Raw genomic sequence first — 16,935 nt, forward strand, 5'->3', positions numbered from 1 at the left:
GTGCCATTTAAAAGGACACTAAAGGACATCAAAGGACACGTTTAGCTGTATTCTTAACAGGGTATCCAGCTTTTCGGCAACCTTTCGGTTTCCGGTGGGCGGTGAGAGACTCGAACTCTCACGGTTCATCACCAACAGATCCTAAGTCTGTCCTGTCTACCAATTTCAGCAACCGCCCGCTACTGATACGCATGTCTAGCCAGGGCTGATACTCTCAGACAATGCTTTCGTCCAGCACAACGCTAGTCATCTCACTTGAGAGATAATACATCAGTGAGATACCTGCTGTCAAGATAATTTCCAGATTTTATACCTTCAGGCCACATAAAGCGATAAACTTGAGAGCCTCAATGTTGATAAAGTCAGTGATATGGTGTCCCCCTGGCAGCCTGCGCTACCAGGGGGACACCATATCACTTACTCTTTCCTTTTTGCATCGTGCTTACCTGGATGATACAATGAAGATAAAGAAACGCTGTACGATAATGCTGGGACCTATTACGTATGAGTCAAATAACTTCATCGACTTCTAGCTTACCTGACACCATACAGCCCGATCTTTATATCAACCGCGAATTAAGCTGGATCGAGTTTAATCGCCGTGTCTTTGAGGAAGCTAAAAACCCACGTCACCCGCTGCTTGAGCGCGTCAAATTTGTATCCATTTTTGAGACAAATCTGGATGAGTTTATTATGATTCGCCTGGCTGGTCTAAAAGATCAGATTGCTTCGCGCGCAGCGCCACGCAGTCCAGACGGTCGTACAGCCGCGCAACAGTTAGAAGCGGTGCGCAGGCAACTGGCCCCCCTGGTACAGGAGGTCCGCCAGTACTGGCGACATGATCTCCTTCCACTCCTGGCAGACCAGCATATTCATATTCTCGATTATGAACAACTCGATGCGCTCCAACGCAACGAACTACGGGACTACTTTGAACGTGAAGTCTTTCCGGTTCTAACCCCCCTCGCAGTCGACTCTGTACACCCTTTCCCACATATCTCAAACCTGAGCTTGAACCTGGCCGTGGTCCTGACAGATGTCCTGCATAATAAGGAACTCTTCGCGCGTGTAAAAATCCCGCCATCTCTGCCACGCCTGGTCCCCGTCGCACGCTCCATGGAAAATGACAACGAGCAGACACAACAGGTCTTTGTCTGGATAGAGCAGCTCATCGCCGCACATCTGAGCACACTCTTCCCCGGTTTCGATATCTGGGAGTCCTATCCCTTCCGCGTGGTACGCGATGCAGACCTTGAACTACAAGAGGATGACGCCTCCGACCTGCTTGAAACAATCGAGCAAGAGGTGCGTGATCGCCGCTTTGGCGTCGTCGTCGACCTGGCCGTCAATCCCTCTATGCCTCAGCGCATTCGTCAATTGTTGATCGATAATCTTGAGATTACGCATGATGATTTGACGGTCATTGACGGGCAGCTGGGAATGGGAGATGTCATAGAGCTACAAAACCTGGATTGTCCTGAACTGAAGGATCCTCCCTTTACTCCGCGTGTTCCCCGCTTTGTGCGGCGTGGATACGACCTCTTTACTACCATTAAGAATCACGATGTCTTGCTACATCATCCCTTTGACAGCTTTAGCACCATCGTCGACTTTATTAATGCCGCCGCCGATGATCCCGATGTGCTCACAATTAAACAGACCCTCTATCGCGTTGGACCCAACTCACCTGTTGTGCAGGCCCTGCTGCGCGCGGCGGAGAATGGGAAACAGGTCGCAGTGCTGGTCGAACTAAAAGCACGCTTCGACGAGGAGAACAACATTGTCTGGGCACGTAAGCTGGAGCTGGCAGGGGTACATGTAGTCTATGGACTCAAAGGCTTAAAAACCCACTCCAAGCTTGCCCTGGTGGTGCGCAAGGAGGGCAAGAGCCTGCGACGCTATGTCCATCTGGGAACAGGCAACTACAATGCCGCTACGGCCCGCATTTATGAAGACCTGGGCCTGCTCACCAGCAACCAGGAGATCTGTGATGATGTGACGTTGCTCTTCAACTCACTGACAGGCTATTCGCGCCAGGCGCACTACCGTCAGTTACTTGTTGCTCCCATCGGGCTGCGACGTGGCCTCAACGAACACATTGAACGCGAGATCAGGCTACATGAGGAGCATGGCAATGGACGCCTGATCTTCAAATTTAATTCGCTGACCGATCCTGAAATCATCTCACTGCTCTATAAAGCCTCGCGGGCCGGAGTTGAGATCGATCTTGTGATTCGTGGCATCTGCTGCCTACGCCCGGGCATCCCCGGTATCAGCGAAAATATTCGTGTGCGCAGCCTCGTCGGACGTTTTCTTGAGCATAGCCGCGTCTACTACTTTGGCAATAACGGCAACCCCGAGATTCTGCTTGGAAGCGCGGACCTGATGCAACGCAATCTCAACAATCGTGTAGAAGTACTCTTCCCGATTGAGCATCGCTATATACGCGACGCGCTCTATGAGAACATGCTGCGCCCGGTCCTGGCCGACAATGTCAACGCGCACGAGCTTAACGCGGATGGCTGCTATCACCGTGTGCAAAACGATGATCCTGATGTACCAGTGATGGATAGCCAGAGCTGGTTTATCGCCCACCCTCTCTTCGAGGTCACGGATGAGAAAGAAGGTCCTGATACGACCATCAGCGCCATCCCCTCTTCAGCTTAAAATAAAGTGTAAGTAAGAAAAAAGAAGTTGGGGTGAGGCCGGGCGAATGCCCCGGCCTCACCCCAACTTCTTTTTTCTTACCAACGAAACACGTAGCCGACGCCGCGCACCGTCTGGATGAGCTTGGGATTGGCGGGATCCTCTTCGAGTTTCTCGCGTAGCCAGCGCACATGCACATCTACGGTACGTGTGTCACCAACATAGTCGTAGCCCCAGACATTATGAAGCAACTGGTCGCGTGTCAGGACCGTACCGCGATTGCGCACCAGGTAGGCCAGCAACTCAAACTGCTTGGGTTGAAGCTCGATATCCTGCCCTCGGCAATTGACGCGCCGACCCGCCAGGTCGATGCGTAAGGGACCCACAACCAGCTCGCGATTGGCAGGGCGCCGTTCCTGCTCAGGCTCTTCCCCGTTCTCACCCTCACCCCCCGGTACATAATCAGAGCGCCTGATCAAAGCCCGCACCCGAGCTAGTAATTCACGCCGCCCAAAGGGTTTGGTTACATAGTCGTCGGCGCCAACCTCCAGGCCCACGACCTTGTCGATCTCGTCGCCCCTGGCAGTAAGCATGAGGATAGGAGTCGTTGCGGTCTTATTTTCGCGTCGCAACTGGCGGCACACTTCCAGACCATCCATGCCAGGCAACATAATATCCAGCACAATCAGGTCTGGGCGTTCACTGCGCGCCGCGTCCAACGCGCTGTTACCATCAGCGGCGGTGATGACGTGATAACCGGCCTGTTCCAGATTATACGCGATAGTCTCGGCCAGGACCGCTTCGTCATCCACCACCAGGATTTTGCGTGCCACGCAGTACCTCCAACGGCTTTTTATGCGTAAGCGCTCACGCGCTCAAATTTCCTAAAACACCTATTTTTGCGCTACAGATACATCGTATGCGGAAAACATCCAGGTATCAACCAAAGCGACCACTAATGTAATCTTCAGTCTCTTTCTGGGTTGGTCGCTCAAAAATGTCTTTTGTCGGCGCTTGCTCTATCAGCTTACCACTCAGGAAGAAGCCCGTAAAGTGAGAGACACGCGCCGCCTGCTGCATATTATGGGTGACGATTACAATGGTGTAATCCTTCACCAGTTCGGTGATAAGCTCCTCAATCTTAAGGGTCGCGATGGGGTCCAGCGCTGAACAGGGTTCGTCCATCAAGAGTACCTCTGGCTGGACGGCGAGGGCACGCGCGATACAGAGGCGCTGCTGCTGCCCACCGGAGAGTCCCAAGGCCGAAGCATTCAGGCGGTCCTTCACTTCATCCCACAAGGCCGCGCCGCGCAGGCTCTTCTCTACCATCTCTTTGATATGGTGATTGGATTTGCCCTGAATGCGCAGGCCGTAGGCTACGTTTTCAAAGATGGATTTGGGAAAGGGATTGGCCTTCTGGAAAACCATGCCGATGCGCTGACGTAACAGTACCACATCTGTTTTTGCGTTGTAGATGTTGTTGCTATCGAAGAGGGCCTGTCCCTCAGTCCGTGTGCCAGGAATCAGGTCATTCATACGATTGAGTGTGCGCAGGAAGGTCGACTTACCACAACCAGAGGGGCCAATCAAGGCCGTCACCTGGCGGTTACGCAGTGGCAGCGAGACATCAAACAGGGCCTGCTTCTTGCCATAGTAGAAATTGAGATGCTCTACATTGATAGCAAAGTCTGCGTTTGGATTCAGAGTACGCTCGCGGCGGATCTCCGTGACTTTGCCAGGGTCTTGCTGGTCCTCTGGTATACTTTCAATTGTCATATTATTCTCATTCCAGGCATGATCATATGTTTGCTGCCTCGTCCTTGTGCCTCCCTGCCGCCCTTGATCATAGTTTACCTGCTGTTCCTCTGGTGTCATAACGTTCACATCTCTCCTTCTCGATGCTTCAGCTCTTCACTATTGCGCTACTATGCTTAAGGGATACGTTCCTCAATCGCATCGATCTTCTGATTCTGGCTCATGGCTTCTGAAAAAAGAAACAGTTTTTGGGCACGCGATGCGTGCCCAAACAGGAAGCCTTGCTCAGGATAATTCATATTCCTTATGCAGGGGAATAGACTCATCGACAATCAGGCGATCCTCAATAACGACCAATCGAATGTAGCGGCCAGCCAGGGCTTTGCTGATAAAGTATGGACGCCCCTCATATGAGATGTGGCCACTGCGTGCTACTTTGCGTGAGAAAATGCTCGCCCCCTTGGGCAGAGTCACATTCTCTGTGATAAGAGAAGAGTTTGCTGCTATCGAGTTCATAGATCGCTTCACCCTTGTTCTTCAAGAGGCACTCCATAGTGGATTGCCATGCTTGTTACTGTAATCGCTCTACATGCATCAAACTGCCATGACCCGGCGTTGGATCAGACGTCCGATCCCTCGGGCAAGCAGGTTGATTACCAACAGGACGATAATCAGGAGTGCCGCCGATCCGGCCGAGATAGCCGAGGCGCCTGCCGCCGACAAGCCAGAAATCGAGCCAGCACCCTGGGTCTTGATGTACCACAGGTGAATGGTTAGTGTGTCGCTAGGAATAAAGGGATCAGCCGAGAAGGTACTCGCTGGGGTAACACCCATGGTAAAGACCAGGGCCGCAGTCTCGCCGATGATTTTGCCCGCGCTCAAGATCAAGCCTGTGATCAGTCCAGGCATCGCGGACGGCAAGACTACCTTGCGAATCGTCGTCCATTTCGTCGTACCCAGGGCCAGGCTTCCCTCGCGCAACTCGCGTGGCACCGAGAGTAGTGCATCCTCAAAGAGACGTAGTGCCAGGGGGAAGTTTAAGCACAGCAGCGTCAAAGCACCACTTATACGGCTGATATGGAATCCCAGAAACGCGCTGAAGAAGACAAAGCCGAACAGGCCCAGCACAATCGATGGCACACCCGCCAGCGTTTCGGCTGCGAAGCGGATCGTCGCCACCAGTTTTCCCTGCGGGGCATACTCAACCGTGTAGATCGCCGCGCCCAGCGCAATGGGAAAGAGTAGTATCTCGGTAAGGATAAGGATATAGAAGGTACTGAAGAGCTGCATTCCCACCCCGGTCACCGAGGTCGAGTAGAAAGCAGGATCAATCAGGTAGTTAAAGCCTTGAATAAACAGCAGGACGATAATGACGATAAACAGGAGCGCGATCAAGGCGGCGACAACCCAGAGTATGCTCAGAGCAACTCGGTTGCCTGCATGTAGCCTGCGCGCAATTCGCGTCAGTTCCGCGACTCGTCCAGATGCTTGCTTTTCTTGCTTGCCCGCCATTGCTTGCATACTCATTTGTAGACACTCCTACTCGCCAGGTAACGGCTCACACAGATAAAGGCCAGAGAGATGACCAGGAGCAGGAAGGCCAGGGTCCAGTAAGCGTCCTGAGCGATACCAGAGGTTTCGCCAAAGTCACTAAGAATGGCCTGCGTAATATTAGTTGTTGGCGTAAAGAAAAGTGCCTTCAGGTTGTACAATTTGTCAGGCAGCGATTGGCCACCCAGGACCATTGCCACCGCCAGCGTCTCACCAATCGCACGCGCCATGCCCAGCACAACCGCTGTCGCCAGGCCCGTGGAGGCCGCTGGAATAATCGCCTTCGACATGGTCTGCCACTTAGACGACCCCAGAGCCAGGCTCGCCTCGCGCACGCTGGATGGAACAGCTCGAATGGCATCTATCGACACGCTGACGATGGTCGGAATGATCATCACCACCAGGACGATGATTGCCGCGCTGTAGCCATAGCCCAACGTCTGCGAGATGGTTCCAAGCCAGGGTACCAGAACCGTCAGGCCCAGAAAGCCAATGACCACCGAGGGCATACCAGTAAAAACCTCCAGCAAAGGCTGGAGTATGCGTGAAAGCCAGCGGGGAGTTACTTCCGCCATGAAGAGTGCCATCCCAAACGAGAGGGGGGTCGCGATCAGTACGGAGGCCAGGGTAATAATAATCGAACCGAGAATCAATCCCCAGGCACCGTATGCCGGATTATCGCTATTACCCGCTGTCGGATCCCAGTGCGTACTTGTGAAAAACTCTTGAACGCTTGACCCACCAGGCAGGTAAAAGACCTTGAATGCCTTGGAGCCAATAAAGTAGAACACACTGATAATGATAGCGACAACCAAAATGGCACAGATGAGGAAGACAATCCGCGCGACCTGGTCTGATATACGCATCATTCGCGCTCTCTGCACACCTATCCTCCTAAGCTCTTATTCCGAAACCCAACGGCACTAGCGTGCCTAGCGCTTCGCGCTCAGAGTGTTCGGAGAGGCAGTACTGAAACAGTGTCAAACATGGCCGACAAGCCAGATCGTCCTCGCCCAACTCGGGGAGAGGACGATCATCAGGCTAAAGCTTATTTATTGTGGGTGTCGCGGATGTCCTGGGGGACATCTTTGATCTTCACGAAGGCCAGGCCCTCAGCAATCGTGTCGGCATCGGAGCTGAACATGTAATCCAGGAAGGCTTTGCTCAGGCCAGTGGCCTCGCCCTTGGTGTACATGTGCTCGATGTTCCAGAACTTGTAGGCATTGCTCTTCACGTTGTCGGCGTTCGCCTCTTTACCGTCGATGGTCAGGATATTGACCTGGCCACTCTTCTGAGCGGTCTGCGAGGCACCAAGGGCGGCATAACCAATCGCACCTTTGTTCTGCTGAATGGTCTGGACAACGGTGCCGGTGCTATCGGAGGTCAGGGCCTTCGCCTGAGCAGGGCTCTCGTTCTGACCATTGAGGACGAACTTCTTGAAGGTCGCGCGGGTACCAGAAGAGGTGGGGCGGCTCACAACCACGATGGGCTCGTCGGCGCCACCAACTTGTTTCCAGTTGGTCACTTTACCAGTGTAGATGTCGGTCAGCTGTTGAGTGGTAAGGTCTTTCGCGGTGACGTCAGGGCTGACGATCATCGTGAAGATGACGATCGCAACCTGATGGTCGACGAGATCGCCCTGGGTGCTATCAGCAAAAACGTCCGAGTTACCGATCTGCGAGGTACCAGCCTCGGCGTCCGAGAGACCCTTCTTACTGCCACCAGGCTGAACAGCAATCTGAGCGCCAGAGCATTTCGCCGTATACTTCTTCGAAACCGCGTCGACGTAAGGCTGCAGAGCCGTCGAGCCACTGGCAATGATGGAGCCGGAAACACAAGAGAAAGCACTATCGCTGGAAGTCTGAGGGGTCGAAGTCGTCTTAGTAGCGCTACTGCCGGCATCACCGGTATCACCACCGCAAGCCGCGATAATCATTGAGAGCGCCACGATGGCCAGAAGCACGAGGGCAACGCGCCATTTCTTCAACATAGTATCTCCTACAAATAAAGTTGATATAACTTAACCTATTTTTTGGAAAAAGATGAAGAACTTCAATCTATTATCTTCACCCATTCCTAAAATCCTATTTTCTGTCGCACTCATAAGTTATCATTGCAGAATTAACTATGCTTTATGGCATAGTTAAATGAGTGTTAAACTTTCCCCAGGGATAGGTTAACACCCGCTTAACACAAACAGGTAAATACCAGTTACATCCTCTCCACAGGCTATTTTAAGCAAACGAGCAATAAAAATAGCTCTACCTTCCCATATCAGAAAGGTAGAGCTAAAAAGCCCAAAAATCAGCATTGCCTTGCTTTAAGTCGCGAAAGGTTGCCTACTCAGAACTTCTCACTCATCCACAACCCATATAAAAATAGTTTATTCAACGGGGGTCTCCAAGCTCGGCTCCTGAATCGCCTTCCATTCCTCATAGTCTTGAAATATGCCCTTGTCAATGATATAGATACCCGGTAGCGTTACAGTTGGCAAGCCAGCGGGCTTAATCTTTAAGCGATATAGTGCCAGGTCGTGTTCCTCGCGACCCGTATAGCCAATGCGTCGCGCCTCACCACATGCTTGATCAGGTTTAGATGCCATAGCAACCGGTAGACGGCTCCAGGAATGCTTCTGGGTCGCTCTCTCTATCGCAATCAGGGGGATATAGATACGTTGTTCGGGTGACAGTACATGCTTCTTTGCCATGCCTTCTGTGTTTCCTTCATCACTCGCTACTAATAATTGACCCGTGCCAGAATTGCCCCTCACCCCCCACCCTATTTCTCGCCCCACTTTGCCCTCCACACCACCGTTAGTAACTATACGTGTCATATGAAAAAATAGAGTCAAAGTCTGAGCATTCAAAACCAGAAGAGGGGGCGCAATCCCGCAGGGACGCGCCCCTTCTTCTCTCTATATTGCTATTGAAAAACGCTGGCTTAGCGCTCTCCCTTGTTTTCCATGGGAGGCTCTTCTCCCATTTTTTTCTCGCCCTGATCATACCCACCGCTATCGCGGAGAATATGCTCGGCCTCGCCCTCGCGCCCATCTGGTCGCACCGAGACTACGATATGGCCAGAATTGAACTCGCTCTCGTAGTACGAAGCCTTCTGCTGAGGCACGCCCAATTTCATGAAATCTTGTGACAGGCTATCTACCTGGCTCTTCTCAGGAATGGCCACCCCAATTTGATCATGGGCGAAATTGTGCTTGCGCAATTCATCCACGGCCACCTTGGCCTGGTTCTCGCTCTGGAAGACACCAGCCACAATCGGCGTCTGCTGCGGATTAGGATTTTGATAGGTACTCACGTTATATCCTCCTTCCGTATCACTCGCGCCATGCTATAAGCGCTCGCAAGCCTATATATCAGTTTAGCAACGTATGCTTTTCTTTACTTGTACACGGATGAGCAACAAAAAGGGAGACACATAAACTCTACCTTTTGTGAATAACTCTGCTGCAAAATATCTCTCGCACTGATACAATAAGTCACCTTGCGAGGCAATTTTTTTATTGCGCAATAAAAAAATTGCCTCGCAAAACTGTTGACAATATTTAGAGACCATGATATTATGCACCATGTCAATCGGAACCGCTTGTATGCGCAGGCGAACCGGTGGTTATTGCGAAGAGGGTACACCCGTTCCCATCCCGAACACGGTAGTTAAGCTCTTCAGCTCCAACGATACTTTGGGGGCAGCCCCACGGGAAAATAGGACACCGCCGTTTCGCCCGCTCACACAAGTGGTTCTTTGTTTTGAGAAATGGTAGGTTTAGCAACGGTGAATAGGTCAGGCAAGCCTGACCTATTCACCGTTGCTAAACCTACCATTTAGTTATCCACAAGTTATCCACAAGTTATCCACCATACTATGCTGCGGCACGCAAAAAGGCCTTGATTAAAGGGTGCATCTCGTTGCGAACTTCATGGAGTTCTGGCTGATACTGGGTGGCAAAGAAGAAGGGATGCCCATGAAGCTCTACAGCCTGCGCCGCACCACTTCTATCCAGCCCACAGATGGCTAAATCATCATAGGTAAGCAGGTCGCGACAACGAGGATCCAGGCCAAAATCATAATTTCCATACTGCTCAATGGTTTCGTATGCCCCATATATCCGACTGATAGATGAACCAGGCTGAAATAGAATACGCCCATCCATATGTGAACGGGCGAGCGGAGCGATGAGGGGCAGGCCCGCATCAGGCTTGATAGCAGCGTGATCTGCTTCGGGAAGGCTCAGGACATGACGGGCATACTCGATAAGTGTGTAGTGGAAACCCAGGCAGGTACCTAGAAAGGGGAGCCAGCGCTCTCGCGCCAGGCGAATCGCGCGCAACACTCCCTCAGGCTGCGCATAGGCTGTGCCAGGAACACACCAGAGTCCATCGAATTTAGCTAGGTCCTCCCAACGCATATGCTGTACCTGGGAGGTCGCCAGCCAGCGTATCTCAAGGCATAGCGACAACGGGCGCGCCGCCCGCTCTAGGGCCTGGGGAATCACCTGATGCGCAATCATGTCTTCCCGGTAATCACCTATCAACGCGATACGCACAATATCTTCCATGCTCTCTGCCTCTCCTACGCTCACCTATCAATCCGATATATTCGTGGCATCTTTCCCACGATTCTTATTGTATGCTAAATTTTCTATTTTGTGCAGCTTTTACATATATTTGTGGAGCTTAAAGCTGGATATACCTGACCATCACAACATGTAGACCAATGGGAGGAACGTCGAAGATATCGCCTTCACGCTGGAAGCCATAGCGCTGGTAGAAGCCTTCTACATTCACGCGACCATTACACCAGATCTCGAATGCTTCTCCCTGGGGGCTATGCTTCTCAGCGTGCGCGAGCAGTGCCTCTAGAACGGAGCCGCCACAGCCGGAGCCTCGCGCTTCTGGACTTACCGCCATGCCGCGCACACGCCAGCCGCTTGGAGCCTCGCTGCCCTCCCGCTTCTCGCGGAAAATTGTTCCCACGCCTACTAGCTGACCATCGCGATAACAGCCTGCATGCAGCGTTTCCGGCTCGTGATCTTCAGGATAGGCGCACTCGGCCAGGGATTGCATGGGACGCAGGACGCTCTGACGCAACACATATGTGTCTTCCGCGGCAATGGTGTGCACTTCAAATACGGTCTGGTTCTGTGTCATGGTGATGTGCTCCTTGAAAATAAATTAAAATCGCTGGGAGAGTATGGATCCTGACAACCAGAGGCTGCCAGGGTCCATACTCTCCCAGCGATAGTTTACAGGCTATGCGAGGGCTGGGGCAAGGTGGTGACAAAATTTGCGATGATGACCTGCACCTCTTCTAACCTGCCCTGGAAGAAGTGGTCGGCATCCTGCACGGTAACGATGCGTTTGGGCGCTGGCACCTGCTCAAACCACTGCATCGCAGCCTCATAAGGCGCCTGGTCATCCCTGGTCCCATGGATAAACAGCTTGGGTTTATGGCAACCGGCCAGGGGATTGGTAGCGCCGAACCAGCGCGCGGGCACGCCCAGGCCCATCATAGCCTGGACACGGTCGTCAATGGCTGCGACCTTGAGTCCAACAAATGCACCAAACGAGAAACCAGCCAGGATCACTGGCACCCCAGGATACTTGCGGCTCATAAAATCGAGAGCATAGCGCACATCATCCATCTCGCCGCGCCCCTCGTCATATGTCCCACTGCTATGGCCAACGCCACGGAAATTGAAACGGAGTGAAGGGATGTTGTTGGCCTGCATGACTTGTGCTACTTTGAAAACGACTTTATTATGCATCGTGCCGCCAAATAGAGGATGAGGATGGCAGACAATGCCGACATAAGCTGGCTTCTGGCTATCATCTACGGGCTTGAGTATGCTTTCAAGATACCCACTGGGTGTCTGTATATTGATATGCAAAATCTGGTTTACCATAGACATTATCCTTTTAAGGCTATGTATATCGCTTCATCTTTTCTGGCTTATCAGCTGCATAGACACTGTCTATATGTAGGAATACGTTTCGTCACAGGGCAATGCATTACTCTATTGCTCTTCAACATGTTTTACTGCACTGCATCGTACCACAAAAGTTTTCGCCTCACCAGAGCTTCGGCTTTTCGCGCCCGCTCCATATACCCATACCTCCTGCTATACATGGTATACTATTTCTACCATACTCCTGGCTTAGACGTTTCATATCATACATCGGTGTTGACAGATATACCTTTCTCATTTTGTGTCTATAATGCCTTTGTATACGTGTTTATACATACATAACAAACCCAACATACAAGCGTATATAAAAGGTCGGCTTCTCTATTCGTGACACTAATCTCAAGGGATATGTCATCGCATATGATCGATATCTATGCATTGTTACGCAAAAAGGACTTTATATGGAAACCTACGGGTCACATCAGTTTCCTGGTAAGCTCTTCGTTGTTGAGGGAATCGATGGCTCCGGTAAGAGCACCCAGATTGCGCTACTCCGCCAGTGGCTGATCAGCCAGGGGTATAGTGTCTTCTTTAGCGAGTGGAACTCCTCACCGCTCGTCAAACAAACGACCTCGCGCGGTAAGAAAAAGCAAATTCTCACGCCGACCACGTTTAGCCTGATTCATGCCACGGATTTTGCGGATCGCACCGAACATGACATTATCCCGCCACTGAAGGCTGGCGCGATTGTGCTTGCGGACCGCTATATTTATACAGCTTTTGCACGCGACGCGGCTCGTGGAGTGAACCGCACCTGGGTACGGGAACTCTATCGCTTCGCGGTCCAACCTACCCTGGCGTTCTACTACCGCGTGCCCCTCTCGCTCTCATTACGCCGGATTATGAATGGGAGACCACATCTGAAGTACTATGAGGCGGGCATGGATCTTGGACTGAGCACCGATCCCTATGAGAGCTTCAAAATCTTTCAGCATCGCGTGGTCCAGGAATATGAGGCAATGGTCAAGGAGTTTGGCCTCACCGTGATGGATGCCACGCTCTCCATTCAAGAGCAGCAGCGACATATGCGCGAGCTCGTCCTTCCTCACCTTGAAGGTGTGCGCCGCATCAGTATGCCGCTACCTCCTTTAGGATCAACCTCACTAGAGTCAACGACACCTGGAGAGTTATCCTGGAAACAGACTTCACAGTCTACTGGACGTTCCGAGATTATTGTCAAGTAAGGAGTCACTTCTATCCATGAGTGTCGTCATTGAACCAATCATCCGCGACACGAAAGGGATTTCAGCTTCAACCACGCTGGTGGATCTGTTTAAGGAGGAACACATACTTATGACCCGCCCTGATTGTTATGGTATTGATACCCTGGGTATTCAGGTTGGCGAAGAAATTTTGCCAGGACGCTTGATTGTTATTGAAGGTACCGATGGTGTAGGTCGCACAACACAGCTTCGGCTCTTACGTCCCTGGCTGGAGAGCCTGGGCTACGCAGTAGCAGATACCGAGTTCACGCGCTCGGCACTCGCAGGCGATGGTATCAGGCAGGCCAAGGCCGGGCATACTCTTGGCCCGATCACGATGCATCTCTTCTACGCCACCGATTTCGTAGATCGCCTGGAGAACCAGGTTCTCCCCGCGCTACGAGCTGGCTTTATTGTTCTGATTGACCGGTATATCTATACACTGATGGCTCGTGCAATGGTGCGTGGCGCCAATCCTCATTGGCTACGCTCTATTTACAGCCTGGCCCTCAAGCCTGATGCCATTTTCTATCTCAACATTGGTATTGATGATCTGATTCCACGCGTGCTCCAGCGCGGTGGTTTCAATTACTGGGAATCAGGGATGGATATGCGCCTGGGTCCCGATCTCTATGAAAGCTTTATAACCTACCAGGCCCGGCTCCTCACCCAGTTCGAGCACATGGTCAAGCCCTACGAGTTTCGGATCATCGACGCCAAACAACCAGTGGAAGATATCTGTGCCCAACTGAAGAATGCAATCTATCCTCTCCTACCGCAGGGATAAAATCAGCCACCCAACCAGAGGCTACGCGCAATGGCACGCCAGGAGATATTATTAACCTGCTTATTACAACCAGACAGTGAAACCCTGTGCACCCTTCTCCCGTGTACAAGAAGACGCATAACACATTCTAAGCCACATTGAATCATTGTGATACTTCTCGTTATGTGCATATTGTGCAACATGCACATATGTACTATGTACACTAAGTAACTTGTCACCTCTTTAAGGACATGTTATACTCAGTGAAGAGAGAAAAATCTCACAATTTCCAAAATTTTTTTCGTACACCCACAATCAACGCGATTGCTCCGCTTCGTTACCGATCTAGCGCCAGTAGTGGCGCCCCGGAGTAAATACGCCTGATTGCCTGGGCAAAGGAGGTGAGGGATATGGACGCTGGCCCTAGTTCTAGTCATAGTACTAGCGGCAGGCCTGATTGTGCCTGCCAATGGGAGAGTTCTACTCCTCATCGAGTAGCCAGGTGTGGTTGCGATGGCTCACTTTCCAATACCTCGCTTGCCTGACCTATAACCACCATACCCTTACTCGATGAGCTGACATCCACCAGTTTCCCCCTATGATATAGCATTATAGTCAGACCCAAGAGATGTCGAGTAAGGACGATCCCGCCTTTGCCAGCAAGTCCTTGTGCTGCTCAGCAGCATCCCCCTTATGGATTTTCTGCTCTGTCTATGAGCGCGTCTCTGACGATGTTCTCTTACAAAAGAGGCATCGCTAGTCCTACCTGTCCGCGCGACAGGCTTATACCGCTCCCGACAGGCCAACCTGTGCTCGGCTTTGCTATCCGAAGAATATTACACAGTCTCCAGTGACCCTCCTGCCCACAGGAGAACTAGGAGCACTGTACGCCTTGCTCCTTTAACAGGGCATCTACCACCGCAAACGAGCAACTGCAAAGGACATTCAAACTACTTATACACATATGTGCACAGAATGTGGATAAGTGGATACGCACTACTGAGTCTTGAAAAAGGCGGTGATTTCATGATTTTCTTGAGCGATCTGCTCCGCCGGAGCATTGTCGATAACGACCATCGCCGCGTGGGTAGCGTGCGCGATGTCTGCGTCTCCCTTGATGAGACCTTTCCCGTGGTGACCGCGCTCGTCGTCCATCGCAGCGGCAACGGAGAAACGATGATTCCCTGGTCCCAGGTAGCCACTGTAGAGGGACCAGAAGTACGCTTAAATGTTAATAAAGATGGTATTACACCTTATATCCCGCATACTGAAGAGCTTTTATTAAAAAGAGATATCCTTGATAAGCAGATTGTAGATACTCAGGGCTTCCGCGTTGTTAAAGTCAATGATCTTAAACTGGCTCAGATTAAGCGCACCGCGCGCCTGGTTGGTGTGGATATTAGCCTGAGTGGCCTGCTGCGTCGCCTTGGCTTGCAAGCCACGATTGACCGCATCGGGCGCGTCGTTCCATTGCAGTTACCAGAGCGAACCATTACCTGGAATTATGTTGAACCCATTCAGGTGGTGGGCGCACACACCGGTCAGCTCGCCCTGGCAGGTACCACCGCTGCAACCGTGGGGGCGGTTGGCGTTATCCCCAAGCTCCAGCTCAACGTAAGTCATAACAAACTGATCGATCTCCATCCCGCCGATATCGCCGATATCCTGGAGCAGCTCGATGTCGAAGAGGCCGGGGCCATGCTGGAGCGCCTGGACATGGAGACCGCCGCCGATACCCTCAACGAGGTCGAGTATCCCTTGCAGAGCGAGCTGATCAGCGAGCTGGATCCCGAGCGCGCCTCTGATCTCCTGGAGCGCCTCGCACCCGATGATGCCGCCGATATCCTGGCCGAGATGGCTCCGGCTGAGGCCGAGCACCTGCTTAACCTCATGCCCACTGAGGAGTCGCGCCCCATTCGCGATCTCCTGCGCTATGACGCCGAGACGGCTGGCGGTATTATGACGCCTGAGTACCTGGCGCTCTCCGAGACATCGGCGGTCGAAGATGCGCTGACCTACCTGCGCCAGCACTCAGAGCACCTGGAGATGGTTTACTATCTCTATGTCATTGATGAGCAGCACCATCTAAAGGGCGTGGTCTCGTTGCGGCAACTGGTTGTCGCCGAACCCACGACACGCATCGCCGATCTGAAGGACCCCGACGTCATCAAAGTGCATGTGGATACCGACCAGGAAGAGGTGGCGCGGATCATCGCCAAGTACGACCTGCTCGGCGTGCCCGTCGTTGATGAGGAAGATCACCTTGTGGGACTGGTCACGGTCGACGATGTCATCGACGTTATCCACGAGGAGCAAGCTGAAGACCTCTCCGATATCGTGGGCGCGGATGTGGAGGAGTCTGAAGAAGAGGAGAATTTCTCCTGGTCAACCGCCGCTCGGCGCACAATCTGGCCTATTGTCAATGTGATTGCAGGCTTTGTTCTGGCCCTGGTCCTGGCTCAGGCCTTCGCCCCCCTGCTCGCACATACCACCGCACTCGTTAGCCTCGTAGGAAGTGTAAGCGATAATCGGCTCTCACTGGCGCTTGGAGGTCTTTTCTGCCTGGTTCCGATGCTGCTGCTCACAAGCGGGAGTGCCAGCTCACAGGCCCTGGGCATCGCAGGCTGGAACCTGCGCAGCACAAGCGGGCGTGATCTGTGGAAAACGATTCTGCGTGAGTTACTGATCGGCACCTTTAGCGGCATTGTCGTGAGCATCCTGGCTGGAATCGCGGCCTTCGTGCTCTTCCATACCATTGCCTTAAGCCTGGTGACGGCGCTGGGTTTTGGCTTTACACAGTTGATCGCCTACTTCTGCGGCCTGGGTCTGCCCAATCTCTTGCAGCGCCTGCGCCTGCGTGGCAGTTTAATCACAGCGCCTCTACTTGATCCTGTTATCTCCGTGATCAGCCTGGGGGTCTTCCTGACCGTAACCATTATGCTAATCGAGCGCGTCGCGCTATAGCTCTTTTCCTTTTTATAAGAGGTACAGGATGTTAGGAAGGACATGCCTGCGGCATATCCTTCCTAACATCC

General features: G+C 52.3%; 15 protein-coding genes, 1 tRNA gene and 1 rRNA gene. 5 read left to right on the forward strand and 12 right to left on the reverse strand.

Translation table 11 applies throughout. The annotated features are described in order from the left end of the window. Positions 1 to 95: 95 nt before the first annotated feature. Positions 96 to 178, reverse strand: a tRNA-Leu gene (locus tag JMJ16_RS37765). Positions 179 to 504: 326 nt separating this feature from the next. On the opposite strand from JMJ16_RS37765, the gene ppk1 reads away from it, so the two are divergent. Continuing rightward, the gene (ppk1, locus tag JMJ16_RS37770) at positions 505 to 2,667 is read left to right on the forward strand and encodes a polyphosphate kinase 1 (protein ID WP_201389904.1); all 2,163 of its coding nucleotides are present in this window, start codon (positions 505 to 507) and stop codon (positions 2,665 to 2,667) included. Positions 2,668 to 2,744: 77 nt separating this feature from the next. Here ppk1 and JMJ16_RS37775 read toward each other — a convergent pair whose 3' ends face one another. The 8 genes from JMJ16_RS37775 to JMJ16_RS37810 all read right to left on the reverse strand — a co-directional run bounded on the left by JMJ16_RS37775 (position 2,745) and on the right by JMJ16_RS37810 (position 9,264). Continuing rightward, the gene (locus tag JMJ16_RS37775; protein ID WP_201381456.1) at positions 2,745 to 3,479 is read right to left on the reverse strand and encodes a response regulator transcription factor; all 735 of its coding nucleotides are present in this window, start codon (positions 3,477 to 3,479) and stop codon (positions 2,745 to 2,747) included. Between the two features lie 106 nt (positions 3,480 to 3,585). Continuing rightward, on the reverse strand, positions 3,586 to 4,521 hold the full coding sequence (pstB, locus tag JMJ16_RS37780) for a phosphate ABC transporter ATP-binding protein PstB (protein WP_236601887.1): 936 nt from the start codon (positions 4,519 to 4,521) through the stop codon (positions 3,586 to 3,588). Between the two features lie 165 nt (positions 4,522 to 4,686). Beyond that, positions 4,687 to 4,917 carry a hypothetical protein gene (locus JMJ16_RS37785; RefSeq protein ID WP_007913455.1) on the reverse strand — a complete coding sequence of 77 codons (231 nt, stop codon included), beginning with the start codon at positions 4,915 to 4,917 and terminating at the stop codon, positions 4,687 to 4,689. A 78-nt stretch (positions 4,918 to 4,995) separates the two neighbouring features. Further along, positions 4,996 to 5,928 (reverse strand): phosphate ABC transporter permease PstA, encoded by a 933-nt coding sequence (pstA, locus tag JMJ16_RS37790; protein ID WP_201389905.1) that lies wholly within the window; start codon positions 5,926 to 5,928, stop codon positions 4,996 to 4,998. Then, positions 5,925 to 6,821 carry a phosphate ABC transporter permease subunit PstC gene (pstC, locus tag JMJ16_RS37795; protein WP_201389906.1) on the reverse strand — a complete coding sequence of 299 codons (897 nt, stop codon included), beginning with the start codon at positions 6,819 to 6,821 and terminating at the stop codon, positions 5,925 to 5,927. The genes pstA and pstC overlap by 4 nt, the downstream gene beginning before the upstream one ends. A gap of 179 nt (positions 6,822 to 7,000) precedes the next feature. Further along, positions 7,001 to 7,942, reverse strand: a complete 942-nt coding sequence (locus tag JMJ16_RS37800; protein ID WP_201389908.1) for a phosphate ABC transporter substrate-binding protein — start codon at positions 7,940 to 7,942, stop codon at positions 7,001 to 7,003. A 393-nt stretch (positions 7,943 to 8,335) separates the two neighbouring features. Continuing rightward, positions 8,336 to 8,659 (reverse strand): hypothetical protein, encoded by a 324-nt coding sequence (locus tag JMJ16_RS37805; protein WP_201370351.1) that lies wholly within the window; start codon positions 8,657 to 8,659, stop codon positions 8,336 to 8,338. Positions 8,660 to 8,892: 233 nt separating this feature from the next. Beyond that, positions 8,893 to 9,264, reverse strand: coding sequence for a hypothetical protein (locus JMJ16_RS37810; RefSeq protein WP_201389910.1), 372 nt, complete (start codon positions 9,262 to 9,264; stop codon positions 8,893 to 8,895). A 304-nt stretch (positions 9,265 to 9,568) separates the two neighbouring features. On the opposite strand from JMJ16_RS37810, the gene rrf reads away from it, so the two are divergent. Further along, positions 9,569 to 9,685 (forward strand): 5S ribosomal RNA (gene rrf, locus JMJ16_RS37815). A 141-nt stretch (positions 9,686 to 9,826) separates the two neighbouring features. Here the strand turns inward: rrf and JMJ16_RS37820 are convergent. From JMJ16_RS37820 to JMJ16_RS37830, 3 genes are all read right to left on the reverse strand, one after another. Continuing rightward, positions 9,827 to 10,522: a hypothetical protein gene (locus JMJ16_RS37820; RefSeq protein ID WP_201389911.1), complete on the reverse strand. Its 696-nt coding sequence runs from the start codon at positions 10,520 to 10,522 to the stop codon at positions 9,827 to 9,829. Between the two features lie 118 nt (positions 10,523 to 10,640). Beyond that, entirely contained in the window at positions 10,641 to 11,114 is a 474-nt protein-coding gene (locus JMJ16_RS37825; RefSeq protein ID WP_201389913.1) for a GNAT family N-acetyltransferase, read from the reverse strand. Between the two features lie 95 nt (positions 11,115 to 11,209). Continuing rightward, positions 11,210 to 11,869, reverse strand: a complete 660-nt coding sequence (locus tag JMJ16_RS37830) for an alpha/beta hydrolase (protein ID WP_201389915.1) — start codon at positions 11,867 to 11,869, stop codon at positions 11,210 to 11,212. 464 nt (positions 11,870 to 12,333) lie between these two features. Here JMJ16_RS37830 and JMJ16_RS37835 point away from each other — a divergent pair, with 464 nt between their 5' ends. The 3 genes from JMJ16_RS37835 (at position 12,334) to mgtE (ending at position 16,864) form a co-directional block, all read left to right on the forward strand. Next, positions 12,334 to 13,116 carry a thymidylate kinase gene (locus tag JMJ16_RS37835; RefSeq protein ID WP_201389917.1) on the forward strand — a complete coding sequence of 261 codons (783 nt, stop codon included), beginning with the start codon at positions 12,334 to 12,336 and terminating at the stop codon, positions 13,114 to 13,116. A gap of 16 nt (positions 13,117 to 13,132) precedes the next feature. Next, the gene (locus JMJ16_RS37840; RefSeq protein WP_201389919.1) at positions 13,133 to 13,921 is read left to right on the forward strand and encodes a thymidylate kinase; all 789 of its coding nucleotides are present in this window, start codon (positions 13,133 to 13,135) and stop codon (positions 13,919 to 13,921) included. 1,005 nt (positions 13,922 to 14,926) lie between these two features. After that, positions 14,927 to 16,864, forward strand: coding sequence for a magnesium transporter (gene mgtE / locus JMJ16_RS37845; RefSeq protein WP_201389921.1), 1,938 nt, complete (start codon positions 14,927 to 14,929; stop codon positions 16,862 to 16,864). The last annotated feature ends 71 nt before the right edge of the window (positions 16,865 to 16,935 follow it).

The organism is Ktedonobacter sp. SOSP1-52, from assembly GCF_016587395.1.